We start from the raw sequence: 15,276 nt of genomic DNA, 5'->3' as shown, positions 1-15,276 counted from the left end.
TGACGTCGGTGCGAGGCGCCCCCCTCTGTCCTGCCGGACATCTCCCCCTCGAGGGGGGAGATTGGCAGTTTGTGCGCCTCGTTTCTTTTTACAGCGCCGAAGATTGGCGAAGGCCGTCACGACATCCGATCTCTCCCCATGAGGGGGAGATGTCCGGCAGGACAGAGGGGGGCGCCTCGCGCAAACGCGCCTTATGAGCCCTCGATTCGACAAGCTCGGCGTGGTCATCGCCGTGATTGCTGCCTATGCGGCTTTCGCGGCCCCCTTCGCCACTTTCCGCGCCAACCGCATCGTTCCCGGCCAGGCGCGCTCGATTCTTGAAGCTCTGCCGGCGACGACTGGTCCGCTGCTTTTGGCGATCCTCGTTCTGGCCGCCCTTGTCGCCCTGTTCAGGACGCCGCTGATTTTGCGCCTTGCAGCCAGCGTCGTGGCGCTTGTCGCGCTGGCGCTGCTCATCGGCGTCGCCGGCACATTCCTCACTCCGGCCGGCAACACCTTTGCCAGGGTCTCGCCGGCCTCCGGCTTCTGGATTCTCATCTTCGCTTTCACGCTTTTGCTCGCCGACGTGCTGACCCGGCTCAACCTGTCGCCCTCGGCGCGCGTCGGCGTGCTTGTCGTCGCGGCGCTGGCCATCGGCTTGCTGCTGGTTTCAGGGCGCTGGGACAGCCTCTCCATTCTCAAGGAATATTCCAACCGTGCCGACAGCTTCTGGACCGAAGGCTCCAAGCATGTGACCCTGGCGCTCGGCTCGCTGCTTGCCGCGGTGATCGTCGGCCTGCCGCTCGGCATCCTGTGCCACCGCGTCGAAAGCCTGCGGGCCGGCGTCCTCAACGTCTTGAACATCATCCAGACCATCCCTTCGATCGCGCTGTTCGGCCTGCTGATCGCGCCGCTTGGCTGGGTCGCCATCCATGTGCCTGGGGCCGCCGCGCTCGGTATCAGGGGCATCGGCACGGCACCCGCCTTCGTCGCGCTGTTTCTCTATTCGCTGCTGCCGGTGGTGGCCAACACCGTGGTCGGCCTTGCCGGCGTGCCGCGTGCCGCCAATGACGCGGCGCGCGGCATGGGCATGACCGACCGCCAGCGCCTGATCGGTGTCGAGTTTCCGCTGGCTTTTCCGGTGATCCTGACCGGCATCCGCATCGTCCTGGTGCAGAACATCGGCCTTGCCACCATCGCCGCGCTGATCGGCGGCGGCGGTTTTGGCGTGTTCGTGTTCCAGGGCGTCGGCCAGACGGCGATGGACCTGGTGCTGCTTGGCGCGGTGCCAACCGTGGCGCTGGCCTTCGCCGCTGCCATCATCCTCGACGCGGTGATCGAAATGACCGCCACCAAGCGCAGGGTAGAAACGGCATGATCGAGATCGAAGGCATCACCAAGCGCTATGACGCGACGACGGTCGTCGACAACGTCTCGATGCTCATCGAGCCGCGCACCATCGCCGTCATTGTCGGCACTTCGGGTTCCGGCAAGACGACGCTGTTGCGCATGATCAACCGGCTGGTCGAGCCGACGTCAGGCATTATCAAGCTCGACGGCGCCGACAACAGGTCGGTGCCCGGTTACGAACTGCGCCGCAGCATCGGCTATGCCATCCAGGGCCACGGCCTGTTTCCACATCGCACCGTGGCGCAGAACATCGCCACCGTGCCGGTCCTGCTTGGCTGGGACAAGGCGCGCATCAACGCCCGCGTCGATGAACTGATGACGCTCTACCAGCTAGACCCCCGGGAATTCGGGCCGCGCTATCCGCACGAACTGTCCGGCGGCCAGCAGCAGCGCGTCGGCGTTGCCCGCGCGCTCGCCGCCGAGCCCAACGTGCTTTTGATGGACGAGCCGTTCGGCGCGCTCGACCCGATCATCCGCACCAAGGCGCAGGAAGACCTGCTGGCGATCCAGAAGCGCTTCGGCACCACCATCATCCTCGTCACCCATGACATGGAGGAGGCCGTGCATATGGGCGACAAGATCGCCGTCATGGATGCCGGCAAGCTCGTGCAATATGCAAGGCCCGCCGAGATCCTGGCGAAGCCGGCCAACGCCTTCGTCGAGACGTTGGTCGGCGCCAGCGAAAGGCCATTCAGGCTGCTGTCGCTGGGGCAGGTGCGCGATGCGGTGGAGCAGGGCGGGGCCGAGGGCGAGGCGATATCAGGCGACGCCAGCCAGCGTGACGCGCTCGCGGAGCTTCTCTGGTCCAGCAGGCCGGCGCTGCCGGTGAAGGGCGCCGACGGCAAGCCGATTGGCCGCGTCACCGTGGATGGCCTGGTCAAGCGGGCGGCGAGGCCGGCATGAAGGCCTGGCTGCCTTTGCTGCTCAGGCTTGCGCTGGTGGTGTTGCTCGTTGCCTTCATCACCAGTCCGGGTTTGTTCGAGCCATTGCTGAAGCCGCTGACCGAAAACAACGCGCCCGCGATCTACAACCAGGGCAGCCTGCTGACACTGACGCTGCTGCATCTGCGCACCGTGCTGATCGCGACTGTCGCCGCCACCATCGTCGCGGTGGCGCTCGCCATCCTCGTCACCCGGCCTGCAGGCGCCGAATTCCTGCCGCTGTCGCGCAGCCTGGTCAATATCGGCCAGACCTTTCCGCCGGTGGCGGTGCTGGCGCTCGCCGTGCCGGCGGTTGGCTTCGGCGAGAAGCCGACGCTGATCGCACTGTTTCTCTATGGCCTGCTGCCGATCTTCGAGAACGCGCTCACGGGGCTGACGACGCTGCCGGCCAATGTCGTCGAGGCGGCGCGCGGCGCCGGCATGACCGGCTGGCAAAGGCTCACCAAGGTCGAACTGCCGCTCAGCGCGCCGATCATCCTTGGCGGCATCAGACTGTCGGTGGTGATCAGTCTGGCCACCGCCACCATCGGTTCGACCGTGGCCGCCAGGACGCTGGGCGAGGTGATCATCGCCGGGCTGCTGTCAAACAATCTGGCCTTCATCCTGCAGGGCGGCCTGATCGTCGCGGCGCTTGCCGTGCTGATCTATGACGGCCTCTCGGCAATCGAGCGCTACGCGGCGCGCCGGATGGGGAGAGAGGCGAACTGACCCGTGCCCAACGGTTCGGATCGATTTCAATCGATCTAAACCGCCGGTGATCGCGGCGCACACTCACCAGTTCGGACCTTTTGGCTGAAAGGCGGGCAAAAACCGAACAATATCTTGACGTTCGCAGCCCTGTTTCGCATACACCGATGCGAAGAGGGGGATTCCATGCGCGGGATTCCGTCTTTGTCTCAACGGCCCAGGGAGGGGTTCTTTTGGGCCAACAATCGAGGAAAATCCGGCAATGACCATTATTTCCGCTGTCATCGCCTGCGGCTTGCTTTCTGTCCTTTACGCCATATGGGCGACACGTTCGGTCCTTGCGGCCGATCAGGGCAACGCACGCATGCAGGAAATTTCCGCCGCCATTCGCGAAGGCGCGCAGGCCTATCTGGCGCGCCAGTACACCACCATCGCCATCGTCGGCGTGGTCGTGCTCCTGCTCGCCTGGTGGCTGCTGTCGATCACCGCCGCCATCGGCTTCCTGATCGGCGCCGTTCTGTCGGGCGCTGCCGGTTTCATCGGCATGCATGTTTCGGTGCGGGCCAATGTGCGCACCGCGCAAGCGGCCTCCAACAGCCTTGCCGCCGGCCTCGACATAGCCTTCAAGTCGGGCGCCATCACCGGCATGCTGGTGGCTGGCCTGGCCTTGCTTGGCGTTTCCATCTACTACCTTATCCTGACCCATTTCCTCGGCCTGCAGCCCAACGACCGCATCGTCATCGACTCGCTGGTCTCGCTTGGCTTCGGCGCCTCGCTGATCTCGATCTTCGCCCGTCTCGGCGGCGGCATCTTCACCAAGGGCGCCGATGTCGGCGGCGATCTGGTGGGCAAGGTCGAAGCCGGTATTCCCGAGGATGATCCGCGCAACCCGGCCACCATCGCCGACAATGTCGGCGACAATGTCGGCGATTGCGCCGGCATGGCCGCCGACCTGTTCGAAACCTATGCCGTGACCGTGGTCGCCACCATGGTGCTGGGCGCCATCTTCTTCGGCGGCACCGCTATCCTTGGTGCCGCGATGCTCTATCCGCTTGCCATTTGCGGCGCCTGCATCCTGACCTCGATCGTCGGCACCTTCTTCGTCAAGCTCGGCTCCAACGGCTCGATCATGGGCGCGCTCTACAAGGGCCTGATCGTGACCGGCCTGCTGTCCATCGTAGGCCTCGGCGTCGCCACCTCCGCCACGCTCGGCTGGGGCGAGGTCGGCACAGTCGCCGGCATGACCATCACCGGCAAGAACCTGTTCATCTGCGGCCTGATCGGCCTGGTGGTGACCGGCCTCATCGTGGTGATCACCGAATACTACACCGGCACCAACAAACGTCCGGTCAACTCGATCGCCCAGGCATCGGTGACCGGCCATGGTACGAACGTCATCCAGGGCCTCGCGGTTTCGTTGGAATCGACGGCGCTGCCGGCCATCGTCATCGTCGGCGGCATCATCGCCACCTACCAGCTCGGCGGCCTCTACGGCACGGCGATCGCCGTCACCACCATGCTCGGCCTCGCCGGCATGATCGTGGCGCTCGATGCCTTCGGTCCGGTCACCGACAATGCCGGCGGCATTGCCGAAATGGCCGGCCTGCCCAAGGAAGTGCGCCACTCCACCGACGCGCTCGACGCTGTGGGCAACACCACCAAGGCGGTGACCAAGGGCTATGCCATCGGTTCGGCCGGCCTCGGCGCGCTGGTGCTGTTCGCGGCCTATTCCAACGACTTGAAGTTCTTTGCCGCCAATGGCGACAAATACCCTTACTTCCAGGGCATGGGCGAAATCTCCTTCGATCTCTCCAACCCTTACGTCGTCGCCGGCCTGATCTTCGGCGGCCTGATCCCCTACCTGTTCGGCGGCATCGCCATGACGGCCGTCGGCCGCGCGGCGGGCGCCATCGTCGAGGAAGTGCGCAAGCAGTTCCGCGAGGATCCGGGCATCATGGCCGGCACCTCGAAGCCGAACTATGCGCGCGCCGTCGATCTTCTGACCAAGGCGGCGATCCGCGAGATGATCATCCCGTCGCTGCTGCCGGTGCTGGCGCCGCTGGTCGTCTATTTTGGCGTGCTGCTGATCTCTGGCTCCAAGGCGTCCGCCTTCGCGGCCCTTGGCGCCTCACTGCTCGGCGTCATCGTCAATGGCCTGTTCGTCGCCATCTCGATGACCTCGGGCGGTGGCGCCTGGGACAATGCCAAGAAATCGTTCGAGGACGGTTTCGTCGACAAGGACGGTGTCAAGCATCTGAAGGGCTCCGAGGCGCACAAGGCATCGGTGACCGGCGATACGGTCGGCGATCCCTACAAGGACACCGCCGGCCCGGCCGTCAACCCGGCGATCAAGATCACCAACATCGTCGCGTTGCTGCTGCTGGCCGTGCTCGCGCACGGCTGAGGCAAGACCCAAGGCCTGAAAATCAAGAACCCGCGAGGAGCGATCCTCGCGGGTTCTTGTTGGCTCGGATCAGGCCCCGTGCTTCAGCCGCCGTCCGGCTTGGCTCCATCGCTCTGCGCATGCTTGCGGTAACGGGCCAACATTTCGTGCACCCCCGGCTCGCGCTTGAGTCTGACGCCGTCGATCGACGGGGGATTGATGGCAAGCCAGTCTGATGTCACGGGCTACTGGTCGGTATCCCCGTGGTCATCCAGCCGTCCGCTACCACACGGTCGTGACGGCTCACGTCCAGGCCCCAAGCTTGGCCGGTTGATATGGATTTGCCCTATTCGCTGACAAGCCGGCTCCTCATTGATCAAACAAAAACCCGTGAGATCGCTCCCACGGGTTTTCGGTCGCCTGAGACATTTCTGTTCCCCAGGTCGGGGAAGCAGGATTCTAGGTAAGCAGGTATCCAGAGATCAGGGGGTGCCGCCGCCGGGGATGCCGGGCGCCAGCTTGCTGGCGCCGTTGATGATCTGGCTGAGGAAGTTCTGGTCCTTGCCGCCCGTCGGCGTGGTGCGCGAAATGAAGTCGAAGATCTTGCCGTCCTTCAAGCCGTAATTGGCGATCTGGGTGACACGGCTGTCCGGGCCAAAATAGACCGCCAGCACCTTCTGGTCGATCAGCCTCGGCTTGTCGAAGGCGACGTAGCGCTTGCGCGTCTGTGAGATGTAGTAAAACGCCTCATTGTCGAAAGTCGCGGTGGTCGACGGTGTGCCGAGCGCCAGGAGCACCTGTTCGCGGCTGGAGCCAACCGGCACCGAATCGATCGCCTGCTGGTCGAGGACATAACCTTGCGTGAAGGTCTCGCTCGGGCTGAGGTCGCCGATCATCTTATTGGTGTGGCATCCCGACAGCGCGGCTATGACAGCCAGCAACGAGATCGCGCCGGCAGGTCTGGAAGTGAAACTCGACTTGAAATTCAGCGCGCGCAACAACAATTCTCCATTCGATCGCCGCAACTTGCGCTGGGCCGCAAAACCGGTAAACCAGCTTGCTTGCCGATGCAACAAGGCCAATTCAACAAACGGTCCCCGGAGACCATCCCCATGTTCCAGCGCCTTTTTGGCCGCGAACGCCACGCCAACCGCGCCATCACCGAGGCGCTTTACGCACAAATCGTGGCGGCGGCGCGGCAGACTGTTTTTTATTCCCAGTGGAATGTGCCGGACACGCCGCTCGGCCGTTTCGAGATGCTTTCGCTGCACATGTTCCTGGTCCAGCACCGCCTGCGCGGTGAGGAAGGCGCGGCGCAGGAAGTTGCGCAGGTGCTGATCGACGAGTTCTTCCTCGATGTCGATCATTCGCTGCGGGAACTGGGTATTGGCGACGTCGGCGTGCCAAAACGCATGAAGAAACTGGCGAAGATGTTTTATGGCCGCACCGCCGCCTATGATGATGCGCTGGAAAGAAGCGATCATGACGGTCTGACCGCGGCTCTTGCCCGCAATGTGCGACCCGACGCCGGCGCCTGGCCGGAAGCGTCGCGCTTGGCCTTCTATGTCGCCGATGTTTGCCGGCAATTGAGTGCCCAGCCGATCGAATCGATTGTCGCCGGCACTGTGGCGTTTCCAGTGGCCAACGGAGGCTGATCGATGAAACACGCGGATATGCAAGGCCCGGTGTCCTTTTTCGCCAACGTGGCGCGTCTGCCGCATAAGGGGCTGCCGGTCGTGATCGAGGCCGACGCCGCACAGCGCGCGGCAATCGCCGAGGCGCACGGGCTGCTCTCGGTAGAGGCCTATCGCGCCGAACTGCTGGTCGCGTCGTGGAAGCGCAACGGCGTGAAGGTTACCGGCCGTGTCGAAGCCGACATCACCCAGGCCTGCATCGTCACGCTTGACCCCGTCCAGGCACATATCGACGAGCCGGTCGAGGCGCTGCTCTTGCCGGAGGACTCCAAGCTCGGACGGCAGGGATTCGACGGCGGCGGCGAGATCCTGCTCGACGCGGATGGGCCAGATAGCCCCGAGACATTTTCCGGCGACACCATCGATGTCGGGGCGCTTGCCGAACAATTCTTCGGATTGGCGATCGATCCCTATCCGCGCAAGGCCGGCGCGTCGCTCGGTACCGGTGACGACCCCGGATCGGCCGGGAATGAATTTCAGGAAAAACTGCGATCCTTGCTGGGAAAATCCTGAAAACCTCGCCCGCGACGGAAAAGTCGGTTGTGCGACAGCCCAAAACCGCTATTTTCGCCGAACCTTCGCGATCACCAAAGCGACTTGCCGCCTAACCGTGAGATGAATACCGCGTGATCAGGATTTCCATCGATGCCATGGGCGGCGATCACGGACCAGCCGTGGTCATTCCGGCGCTCATGACGGTCGCGACCCGCCGTCCCGACATCCGCTTCGTCATCTACGGGCGTGAGGAACTGGTGCGCCCGGAACTCGCCAAGTTTCCCAAATTGGCCGAGGTCAGCGAGTTCTTTCACTGCGAGATCGCGGTCAGGATGGACGACAAGCCGAGCCAGGCGTTGCGCCATGGTCGCTGGAAGTCGTCCATGTGGAAGGCGGTCGAGGCGGTCAAGTCGGGCGCCGCGGACGCATGCATCTCCGCCGGCAACACCGGCGCGCTGATGGCGATGTCGAAATTCTGCCTGCGCACCATGGCCACCATCGACCGCCCGGCGATCGCGGCCTTGTGGCCGACATTGCGCGGCGAAAGCGTGGTTCTGGACGTTGGCGCCACCATCGGCGCCGACGCGCACCAGCTCATTGATTTTGCCATCCTCGGCACCGGCATGGCGCGTTCGGTATTCGGCATCGCCCGGCCCACGGTCGGTCTGCTCAATGTCGGCGTCGAAGAGATCAAGGGCCAGGAAGAGGTCAAGGAAGCCGGACGCATGTTGCGCGAGGCCAACATGGCATCGATGAACTACCATGGCTTTGTCGAAGGCGACGATATCGGCAAGGGGACCGTCGACGTCGTGGTGACGGAAGGCTTCGCCGGCAACATCGCGCTGAAGACAGCGGAAGGCACCGCGCGCCAGATAGGTGGTTATCTGCGCGCCGCCATGAGTCGCACGCTGATGGCCAAGATCGGCTATGTCTTCGCCAAGGGCGCCTTCGATCGCCTGCGCGAGAAGATGGATGTCGGCCGCTCCAATGGCGGTGTGTTCCTGGGACTGAACGGCATTGTCGTCAAAAGCCATGGCGGCGCCGATTCGGACGGTTTCGCCGCCGCGATCGAACTCGGCTACGACATGGTGCGCAACAATCTGCTTGACCGCATCGAGGCCGACCTCGATCTGTTTCATGCGCGCAACCCGCATGCCCTGACATCCCGGAAATCCGACGTCGCTGCCGACGCAAAGGAATAGGAAAGAATTTTGATCAGATCAGTTGTGCGCGGCACGGGCGCCGCGCTGCCCCGCCGCATCATGAAGAATGCCGATTTTGAAGGCATGGTCGAGACGTCGGATGAATGGATCGCCCAGCGCACCGGCATCCGCCAGCGCCATATCGCGGCTGATGACGAGACGACGGCCTCGCTCGGCGAGGCAGCGGCGCGCGCGGCCCTTGCCAATGCCGGACTGACCCCGGACGATATCGATCTGATCGTGCTGGCGACCTCGACGCCCAACAACACATTCCCGGCGACCGCGGTCGAGATCCAGAACCGGCTCGGCATGCAGCACGGCTTTGCCTTCGACATGCAGGCGGTGTGCTCGGGCTTCGTCTATGCGGTGACGACAGCCGATCTCTATATCCGCGGCGGTCTGGCAAAGCGCGTGCTGGTGATCGGCTCGGAAACCTTCTCACGCATCCTCGACTGGAGCGATCGCTCGACCTGCGTGCTGTTTGGCGACGGCGCCGGCGCAATCGTTCTGGAAGCAGGCGAGGGGGACGGCACGATCGCCGACCGGGGTGTCCTGGCGGCCAGCCTGCGATCCGACGGCACGCACAAGGAGAAGCTTTTCGTCGACGGCGGGCCTTCAACGACGGGAACGGTCGGCCATCTTCGCATGGAGGGCCGCGAGGTCTTCAAGCACGCGGTCGGCATGATCACCGACGTTATCGAGGCAACCTTCTCGGCCGCTGGCATCACCGCCGACGACCTCGACTGGTTCGTGCCGCACCAGGCCAATAAACGCATTATTGACGCTTCGGCCAAAAAGCTCGGGATAGCGGAGCAAAAGGTGGTGGTGACCGTCGATTTGCACGGTAACACCTCGGCTGCTTCCGTGCCGCTGGCGCTGTCGGTGGCCGTTGCCGACCGCCGCATCAAGAAGGGTGACCTGGTGCTCCTGGAGGCGATGGGCGGCGGCTTCACCTGGGGCGCGGTCCTGGTTCGTTGGTAAGTGCAGAACGGTCCGGTTTCGGTCCTTGACCTTGCCGGATCAATTACTTAGGCTCTGCCGTTGTTGTGCCGATTTTATGTTTGAGCTGATGGGACGGTCGCATGGGGGGAAAGACACTTACGCGCGCCGACCTTGCCGAGGCCGTCTACCGAAAGGTCGGTCTGTCGCGCACTGAATCCGCCGAACTCGTCGAGGCCGTGCTGGACGAAATCTGTGAAGCCATCGTGCGTGGCGAAACGGTGAAGCTGTCGTCCTTCGCGACATTTCATGTCCGCTCCAAGAACGAGCGTATCGGGCGCAATCCCAAGACCGGGGAGGAAGTGCCGATCCTGCCGCGCCGGGTGATGACCTTCAAATCATCCAACGTGTTGAAGAACCGCATCCTGCGTTCTCACCAGAACAGCAAGGCCAAGGGCGGTAAATAGCCTCCATTGTACGGTTGAAAACCGGCCCCGCGATGACGCCGGGCTTGAATATTGCTTCACAAACCGCTGAAATAAGGTCCGATTCGGCAGCATGGCCGGATTGGTGTTCTGGCGTATGATCCATTCCGCGCTAGCGGAACAAGCTCTTCTCCTGGTTGAGCGTGATCTCGTCCGAGGACCGTTCCGGGCCGCGCTCCAGCGTGAGGATTTCGCCCATGGACAAGAGCCCTGACGCCTTCCGCACCATCAGCGAGGTCGCCGAAGATCTCGACCTGCCACAACACGTGCTGCGTTTCTGGGAAACGCGCTTCAACCAGATCAAGCCGATGAAACGTGGCGGCGGCCGCCGCTACTACCGGCCGCAGGATGTCGAACTGATCAAGGGCATTCGACACATGCTCTATGACCAGGGCTACACCATCAAGGGCGTACAAAAGCTGCTGCGCGAAAACGGCAATCATTTCCTGGTCGCCATAGGCAATGGCGACATGGCCGCCGTCGAGGCGATTTCGCAACGCAAACAGGCCGACCAGGTGCCGCTGACGCCGGCCGCGCAGCCGCGCGGCGGCGATGACGAACTGGTTGGCCAGCCGAGGGTCAAGCCCAGCCGCCGCTTTTTCGGCCTTGGCAAGAGCGACGAGGAAGGCCCGGTCGCGCCGGACGCGTCGAAACTCTCCCGTGACAATCGCGCGCTGCTGCAGGAGGCGCTGTTCGACCTGCTGGAATGCAAGCGCCTGCTTGACCAGGTGCGCTAAACCTCCGGGGTAACTTCGCCCCTAAACCGGAACCGGCGGTCGGGTGAGGCGTTACGTTTCCTTCTGCAAGACAAGGAAACGCATGATGGCATCATTTTCGACCCTTTCGGACATCGACCTCGAAAAGCAGGTCGCGGTTCTCTCGAGGGAACTCGCGGCGTTGCGCAAGGCAGTGTCAAAGCGGGGTGGCGCTTATTATGAAGACGGCCGTGATGCCGCGCTCGATACATATTCGGATCTTGCCGGGCGTCTGCGTGATGCGATGCCGGCGATCCGCAAGCAGGGCAGGGTGATTGAGAAATCGGCACGAGACCATCCGACGGCCGCCGCCGCGGTCGGCCTTGTGGTGCTCGGCCTGGTCGCCAGCCTGCTGTTCAGCCGGCGCTGACTGCCCCAAGAAACGCAGAGAAATGGCGGCTCGCCTTTCCAGGCCTGCCGCCATTTTCATTCATATCAGCGATTTGTCGTGCCGCTCCGGCACCTGGCACGAAGCGCGTCGGCATAGAGGCGTACGGCCCCTTTGTGCTTCCGACGCAAGAATGCCGACTGATCGAGCCGCCACAGCCGTTCGATTTCCATTGCGATCGCCGGGTTCGTCCATGTGCCATAACCGGCGGCCGAATAGACGGTGATCTCGCCGGCATGGAGACGGTCGTCTTTGACCAGAAAATCGATGCGGATATAATCGAGGTCGCCGGCTATGCCTGGCGCCATCGAGATCGCCTTGCGGACATGGGCGATGAGCTCCGCGGTGGCCGGCAAGGCCTGGTCCTCACCGGGATAATCGGGGTCGCGTCCGGGCAGCGGAGTGGCATTGCGGTCGAAGAGCAGTGAACGCCTGGCGTGCTTATCCTCGGCCCAGACATGGGACACCACGCCGCCGCAGACATGGACCTTGATGTCGGTCGCGATCGTCCCGCCGCTGAGCGCCAGCCGCTCCTCCACGAAAACGGTCGGCACGACATGCCAATAGGCCCACTCGCCATGGCGCCGGCCGTAGCGTTTCCCGAGCCAGCGGCTGGCCGTGCGTACGATGGCGGCGCGATCCGGCTCACCGTTGGAAACGAAGATGTTCATCGCGCAGCCATGGTTTGTCTTGACCACGACGTTGCCGGTCAGCAGGCCGGGTGGAATATCGGCAGGGTCGCGCCCGGACCACAGCGTTTCCGGCATGGCGATCTCGGGGCAGGCACTCCTTATATAGGCCTTGGCCGCGAGCTTGTCGGTCAGCACCACGAACAGCGGATTGCGATCGAGGATTTTTCGCCAGAGCAAAAGCTCATTGTAACGCGCGGGCGCGGCCGGATTGGGCAGATAGCCCAGTTTCTTGACGAAGCGCATGACAAGGACCGGGTGGCGCAGCGTCAGCCACATCCGCGCGACCGACAGGACGATGCGGTCCGTCCAGGAAAGATCGGCCTTGGCCGTCATCGGGGATACCTGGCCTTGTCATCGAAGCCTGATCCGGCCAGCCGTGCCGGTCGGAAATATCCCTTGCCGTATCGCGATTTGGCCTCGCGTTAAAGCTTTCGCTTGATATCGTCATGGCTGGATAGCGCTGCTATCCGGCGGCAGTCGATCAGCCTGGGGTCACCCGGGCCCGGCATCGCACCGCCGGAGAAGACCAGCCGGGACAAGAAGCCCAGGCCGGTCTTCTCGTTGGCAGTCTGAAATGCTCAGGCCTTGTTGCCCATCTTCTTCATGTGGTGATGATGATGATGGTGGTGCTTGTGCCAGTGATGGTGGCGATGATGATGGTGGTGACGATGGTGATGATGCTTTGCCATCGGGGCCGCGTCCGCGCTCGTCGCGCCGACCACCGGCACCGTGAAGGCGATTGCAGCTGCAAGCCCGAGTGCCGAGAGGAGTGACTTCTTCATGGGATCGTTTCCTTTTTTTCGCAGGCAGATCTAAATCGGGCCGATATCCCGACCGCCGCGAATGGAATTACGCTCCTGAATTTTTTCGTCAGTATTTCCCGATTGTAGAATTTTGTTTCTGAACTGTTTCCGGCGAACCTGGGGCCTGCGCCTTTGCCAGGGCGCAGGCCGAAGCCGTATCGCCTGCCGCCTGTTTGGCCTACATCGGCGGGATCACACCATTGTTACCCACCACGACGCGGCTGGAGCTCAGCGTGCCGTCAGCCTCGCGCTGAGCGGTCACGAACACCGTCGCGCTTGGCTTGAGATCGGCCGGCGTGGCCGGCGCGAAGGTCACGACAGGCGTGCCGTCGGGTATCGAGATCTTCTTGGTCTGCCCATTGTCATAGGTCAGCGTCACGGCTCGCCCGCTTATGTCGGTAACGTCGGCGACGGTGCCGTTGGTCATGCGGCTGTTCGGCTCCAGGTCCCAGGGACGGTCCCCCTCGCCAGCGCCTTTCAAGGCCGCCGGAAAGATCACCACTTCCAGCGCGCCGCTGCCGCCGTCCGCCTTGGAGACGGAAGCGATGCCGAGGAAATCGCCCTGCCTGATATCTTTCACCGATGCGTTCGCGACGCCTGAAACCTTCCAGCCGTCTTTCAGTCTGACCGTGGAAGTATCGCCCTGACGGGTTTTCACGGTCAGCAGCGATGGCTCGAAACTGACCACCGTGCCGCGTACGCGCAATGTGTCGGCCGCCTGCGCGCCGGCCATGCCGACGCCGGAAAGCAGGGAAATCGTGCCGAGCACGAGGAGGGATGTCTTGAGGTTCATTGGGGTATCCTTTGGGAAAGGCTGGCTGGAACGGGATGGTTTCACGCCAGCGACGTCGAGATAACGAACGGGCAGGGCGAAACTGCCGGGCAAAACGTGCCGGGGCGTTCAAAACAACTTGATCGGCAAAGGGCGGGGCGGCCGCATCGGCAGGGGGTTCACGATGCCGTGACGGCCAGTTTGGCGCTTGGCAAATCGCCGGCGAGAGGGCATCTTCCTGCTCGTCTCAGGCAACACCCCATTTTTGATCAAACGCTTTCAGCCAACGGAGTTGCCAATGCCCAACAATGCAAAAAGCCACGCCCTCTCCGAACCATTAGCCAATGAGATCGGGCCAGATTACAGCACGCTAAGGGCAATGCGGGAAACGCGGGGATACAGCCTCGAAGCGCTTTCCCTGACCTGCGGCCTCTCGGTCGACGAGATCGAGGACATCGAGAACGGCCGGGCGGCCGACCCGGCGAAGCTGCGTCGTATTGCGTCCGCGCTTCGTCTGCCCCAGGACGCTCCCATCGCTTCCGCCGCGCCGACCCTGGCCGCGCATGGCGGCCGACCCCAGGCATAGAATCGGCGACAGGCACGCCCAGGAAACCCGCCAAGGCCCGTTGGCGGGTTTCTTGTTGATGCCATGGCGTTCTCTGGCAGGCCGGGCTTGCCGATCCGCGGATCGCGCGTGTTTATACGTGCGGCAGCCAGGGCCAAATCGGTCGCGCCTGCCACATCGAGGTCGAACCGTGGTTTTTTCAACATGAGTCTGGACTCCGTTCGCGCCTTCTTCGCGGCTCACGCGCCTGATATCGACGTCATCGTCACGGATGCGAGTTCGGCGACGGTAGCGCTGGCGGCCGAGGCACATGGGGTGTTGCCGGCGCAGATCGCCAAGACGATCTGCCTGCGCGTCGGCGAGCGCACCATGCTGGTCGTGACCAGCGGCATCGCCAGGTTGGACAACCGCAAGTTCAAGGACCAGTTCGGTGGCAAGCCGCGCATGCTGGACGCCCAAGAAGTTGTCTCCGCCACGAGCCACCCGGTCGGCGGCGTCTGCCCCTTCGGCCTGCCGGCACCGCTACCGGTCTACTGCGACGTCTCGCTGCGCGCATTCGACGAGGTGGTGCCGGCTGCCGGCGCCACCAACGCGGCCGTGCGGATTACGCCGCAGAGGATGGTTGAGCTTACCGGCGCCGTGTGGGTTGATGTGTGCCAAGGATAGGTGCCGAATTCAATTGGAACAGTCGGTGTCGTACGTGTGCGGTATCCGGCCTGTGCCACATTTTGATGCCGTCACGAAACTTCAAGCAATTTTTTGCGTAGTGTTTTCCACGATTTACACTAGGTGCTCGCTGAGTCTCAGGTGCGGTCTAAATTCAATCTGTGTTACACTGTGGATAGCAGCAGACGAAAATCAGTTGTTCGTCAAGAAAATCAACAAATTACCGAAGATTCTAAATCGCACGAATCAGATTTTTTAAAAATCCGTTAGACGTGCTCTTGCAACGGAGTCCAAGAATCGCAACACATAAGAAATCGCACCGAAATGATCTTCTTGAATTTTTCAATGGAGATCTATGTGCGTCCTTCCAAAAAGCCGAACCGGCCATGGTGGTACCTCTCTCGTGAAGAGGTGTTTAAG

At 62.9% G+C, this 15,276-nt stretch carries 17 protein-coding genes; 13 read left to right on the top strand and 4 right to left on the bottom strand.

Going from position 1 to position 15,276, the window contains the following annotated elements:
* Positions 1-193: 193 nt before the first annotated feature.
* The 4 genes from FJ948_RS18660 (at position 194) to FJ948_RS18645 (ending at position 5,421) form a co-directional block, all read left to right on the top strand.
* Positions 194-1,357 carry an ABC transporter permease gene (locus tag FJ948_RS18660; RefSeq protein ID WP_140706899.1) on the top strand — a complete coding sequence of 388 codons (1,164 nt, stop codon included), beginning with the start codon at positions 194-196 and terminating at the stop codon, positions 1,355-1,357.
* Positions 1,354-2,292: an ABC transporter ATP-binding protein gene (locus FJ948_RS18655; protein ID WP_140706898.1), complete on the top strand. Its 939-nt coding sequence runs from the start codon at positions 1,354-1,356 to the stop codon at positions 2,290-2,292. Before FJ948_RS18660 ends, FJ948_RS18655 begins: the two co-directional genes overlap by 4 nt.
* A complete protein-coding gene (locus FJ948_RS18650) occupies positions 2,289-3,038 on the top strand; it encodes an ABC transporter permease (RefSeq protein WP_140706896.1) in 750 nt (249 codons plus the stop codon). The genes FJ948_RS18655 and FJ948_RS18650 overlap by 4 nt, the downstream gene beginning before the upstream one ends.
* Before the next feature lie 241 nt (positions 3,039-3,279).
* A complete protein-coding gene (locus FJ948_RS18645; protein ID WP_140706894.1) occupies positions 3,280-5,421 on the top strand; it encodes a sodium-translocating pyrophosphatase in 2,142 nt (713 codons plus the stop codon).
* Between the two features lie 461 nt (positions 5,422-5,882).
* Here the strand turns inward: FJ948_RS18645 and FJ948_RS18640 are convergent, their stop codons facing one another.
* Positions 5,883-6,398: an outer membrane protein assembly factor BamE gene (locus FJ948_RS18640; RefSeq protein ID WP_140706892.1), complete on the bottom strand. Its 516-nt coding sequence runs from the start codon at positions 6,396-6,398 to the stop codon at positions 5,883-5,885.
* 114 nt (positions 6,399-6,512) lie between these two features.
* Between FJ948_RS18640 and FJ948_RS18635 the strand changes: the two genes are divergently transcribed.
* The 7 genes from FJ948_RS18635 to FJ948_RS18605 all read left to right on the top strand — a co-directional run bounded on the left by FJ948_RS18635 (position 6,513) and on the right by FJ948_RS18605 (position 11,340).
* Positions 6,513-7,055 (top strand): ubiquinol-cytochrome C chaperone family protein, encoded by a 543-nt coding sequence (locus FJ948_RS18635; RefSeq protein ID WP_140706890.1) that lies wholly within the window; start codon positions 6,513-6,515, stop codon positions 7,053-7,055.
* Positions 7,056-7,058: 3 nt separating this feature from the next.
* A complete protein-coding gene (locus FJ948_RS18630) occupies positions 7,059-7,607 on the top strand; it encodes a DUF177 domain-containing protein (RefSeq protein ID WP_140706888.1) in 549 nt (182 codons plus the stop codon).
* A gap of 113 nt (positions 7,608-7,720) precedes the next feature.
* A complete protein-coding gene (plsX, locus tag FJ948_RS18625; protein ID WP_140706886.1) occupies positions 7,721-8,791 on the top strand; it encodes a phosphate acyltransferase PlsX in 1,071 nt (356 codons plus the stop codon).
* Between the two features lie 9 nt (positions 8,792-8,800).
* Positions 8,801-9,772 (top strand): beta-ketoacyl-ACP synthase III, encoded by a 972-nt coding sequence (locus tag FJ948_RS18620; RefSeq protein WP_140706884.1) that lies wholly within the window; start codon positions 8,801-8,803, stop codon positions 9,770-9,772.
* 101 nt (positions 9,773-9,873) lie between these two features.
* The gene (locus tag FJ948_RS18615; RefSeq protein WP_010915609.1) at positions 9,874-10,197 is read left to right on the top strand and encodes an integration host factor subunit alpha; all 324 of its coding nucleotides are present in this window, start codon (positions 9,874-9,876) and stop codon (positions 10,195-10,197) included.
* Between the two features lie 215 nt (positions 10,198-10,412).
* A complete protein-coding gene (locus FJ948_RS18610) occupies positions 10,413-10,952 on the top strand; it encodes a MerR family transcriptional regulator (protein ID WP_127280880.1) in 540 nt (179 codons plus the stop codon).
* Between the two features lie 85 nt (positions 10,953-11,037).
* Positions 11,038-11,340, top strand: a complete 303-nt coding sequence (locus FJ948_RS18605; RefSeq protein WP_140707302.1) for a hypothetical protein — start codon at positions 11,038-11,040, stop codon at positions 11,338-11,340.
* Positions 11,341-11,405: 65 nt separating this feature from the next.
* Here FJ948_RS18605 and FJ948_RS18600 read toward each other — a convergent pair whose 3' ends face one another.
* The 3 genes from FJ948_RS18600 to FJ948_RS18590 all read right to left on the bottom strand — a co-directional run bounded on the left by FJ948_RS18600 (position 11,406) and on the right by FJ948_RS18590 (position 13,646).
* Positions 11,406-12,383 (bottom strand): ATP-grasp fold amidoligase family protein, encoded by a 978-nt coding sequence (locus FJ948_RS18600; protein WP_140706882.1) that lies wholly within the window; start codon positions 12,381-12,383, stop codon positions 11,406-11,408.
* Between the two features lie 245 nt (positions 12,384-12,628).
* Positions 12,629-12,832: a hypothetical protein gene (locus FJ948_RS18595; protein WP_140706880.1), complete on the bottom strand. Its 204-nt coding sequence runs from the start codon at positions 12,830-12,832 to the stop codon at positions 12,629-12,631.
* 199 nt (positions 12,833-13,031) lie between these two features.
* On the bottom strand, positions 13,032-13,646 hold the full coding sequence (locus tag FJ948_RS18590; RefSeq protein WP_140706877.1) for a hypothetical protein: 615 nt from the start codon (positions 13,644-13,646) through the stop codon (positions 13,032-13,034).
* A 277-nt stretch (positions 13,647-13,923) separates the two neighbouring features.
* Between FJ948_RS18590 and FJ948_RS18585 the strand changes: the two genes are divergently transcribed.
* Together FJ948_RS18585 and FJ948_RS18580 are read left to right on the top strand one after the other, a co-directional pair.
* Positions 13,924-14,211: a helix-turn-helix transcriptional regulator gene (locus FJ948_RS18585; protein ID WP_140706875.1), complete on the top strand. Its 288-nt coding sequence runs from the start codon at positions 13,924-13,926 to the stop codon at positions 14,209-14,211.
* A gap of 183 nt (positions 14,212-14,394) precedes the next feature.
* Positions 14,395-14,856: a YbaK/EbsC family protein gene (locus FJ948_RS18580; protein ID WP_140706873.1), complete on the top strand. Its 462-nt coding sequence runs from the start codon at positions 14,395-14,397 to the stop codon at positions 14,854-14,856.
* The last annotated feature ends 420 nt before the right edge of the window (positions 14,857-15,276 follow it).

It is taken from the genome of Mesorhizobium sp. B2-3-12 (assembly GCF_006442205.1).
Classification (GTDB): Bacteria; Pseudomonadota; Alphaproteobacteria; order Rhizobiales; family Rhizobiaceae; genus Mesorhizobium.
This window is presented reverse-complemented; position numbering and strand designations above follow the sequence as displayed.

Excerpts from the sequence above, each read along its gene's own strand:
- FJ948_RS18660 (WP_140706899.1), top strand. The coding sequence starts at position 194 with ATGAGCCCTCGATTCGACAAGCTCGGCGTGGTCATCGCCGTGATTGCT.
- FJ948_RS18655 (WP_140706898.1), top strand. The coding sequence starts at position 1,354 with ATGATCGAGATCGAAGGCATCACCAAGCGCTATGACGCGACGACGGTC.
- FJ948_RS18650 (WP_140706896.1), top strand. The coding sequence starts at position 2,289 with ATGAAGGCCTGGCTGCCTTTGCTGCTCAGGCTTGCGCTGGTGGTGTTG.
- FJ948_RS18645 (WP_140706894.1), top strand. The coding sequence starts at position 3,280 with ATGACCATTATTTCCGCTGTCATCGCCTGCGGCTTGCTTTCTGTCCTT.
- FJ948_RS18635 (WP_140706890.1), top strand. The coding sequence starts at position 6,513 with ATGTTCCAGCGCCTTTTTGGCCGCGAACGCCACGCCAACCGCGCCATC.
- FJ948_RS18630 (WP_140706888.1), top strand. The coding sequence starts at position 7,059 with ATGAAACACGCGGATATGCAAGGCCCGGTGTCCTTTTTCGCCAACGTG.
- FJ948_RS18615 (WP_010915609.1), top strand. The coding sequence starts at position 9,874 with ATGGGGGGAAAGACACTTACGCGCGCCGACCTTGCCGAGGCCGTCTAC.
- FJ948_RS18610 (WP_127280880.1), top strand. The coding sequence starts at position 10,413 with ATGGACAAGAGCCCTGACGCCTTCCGCACCATCAGCGAGGTCGCCGAA.
- FJ948_RS18605 (WP_140707302.1), top strand. The coding sequence starts at position 11,038 with ATGGCATCATTTTCGACCCTTTCGGACATCGACCTCGAAAAGCAGGTC.
- FJ948_RS18600 (WP_140706882.1), bottom strand. The coding sequence starts at position 12,383 with ATGACGGCCAAGGCCGATCTTTCCTGGACGGACCGCATCGTCCTGTCG.
- FJ948_RS18595 (WP_140706880.1), bottom strand. The coding sequence starts at position 12,832 with ATGAAGAAGTCACTCCTCTCGGCACTCGGGCTTGCAGCTGCAATCGCC.
- FJ948_RS18590 (WP_140706877.1), bottom strand. The coding sequence starts at position 13,646 with ATGAACCTCAAGACATCCCTCCTCGTGCTCGGCACGATTTCCCTGCTT.
- FJ948_RS18585 (WP_140706875.1), top strand. The coding sequence starts at position 13,924 with ATGCCCAACAATGCAAAAAGCCACGCCCTCTCCGAACCATTAGCCAAT.
- FJ948_RS18580 (WP_140706873.1), top strand. The coding sequence starts at position 14,395 with ATGAGTCTGGACTCCGTTCGCGCCTTCTTCGCGGCTCACGCGCCTGAT.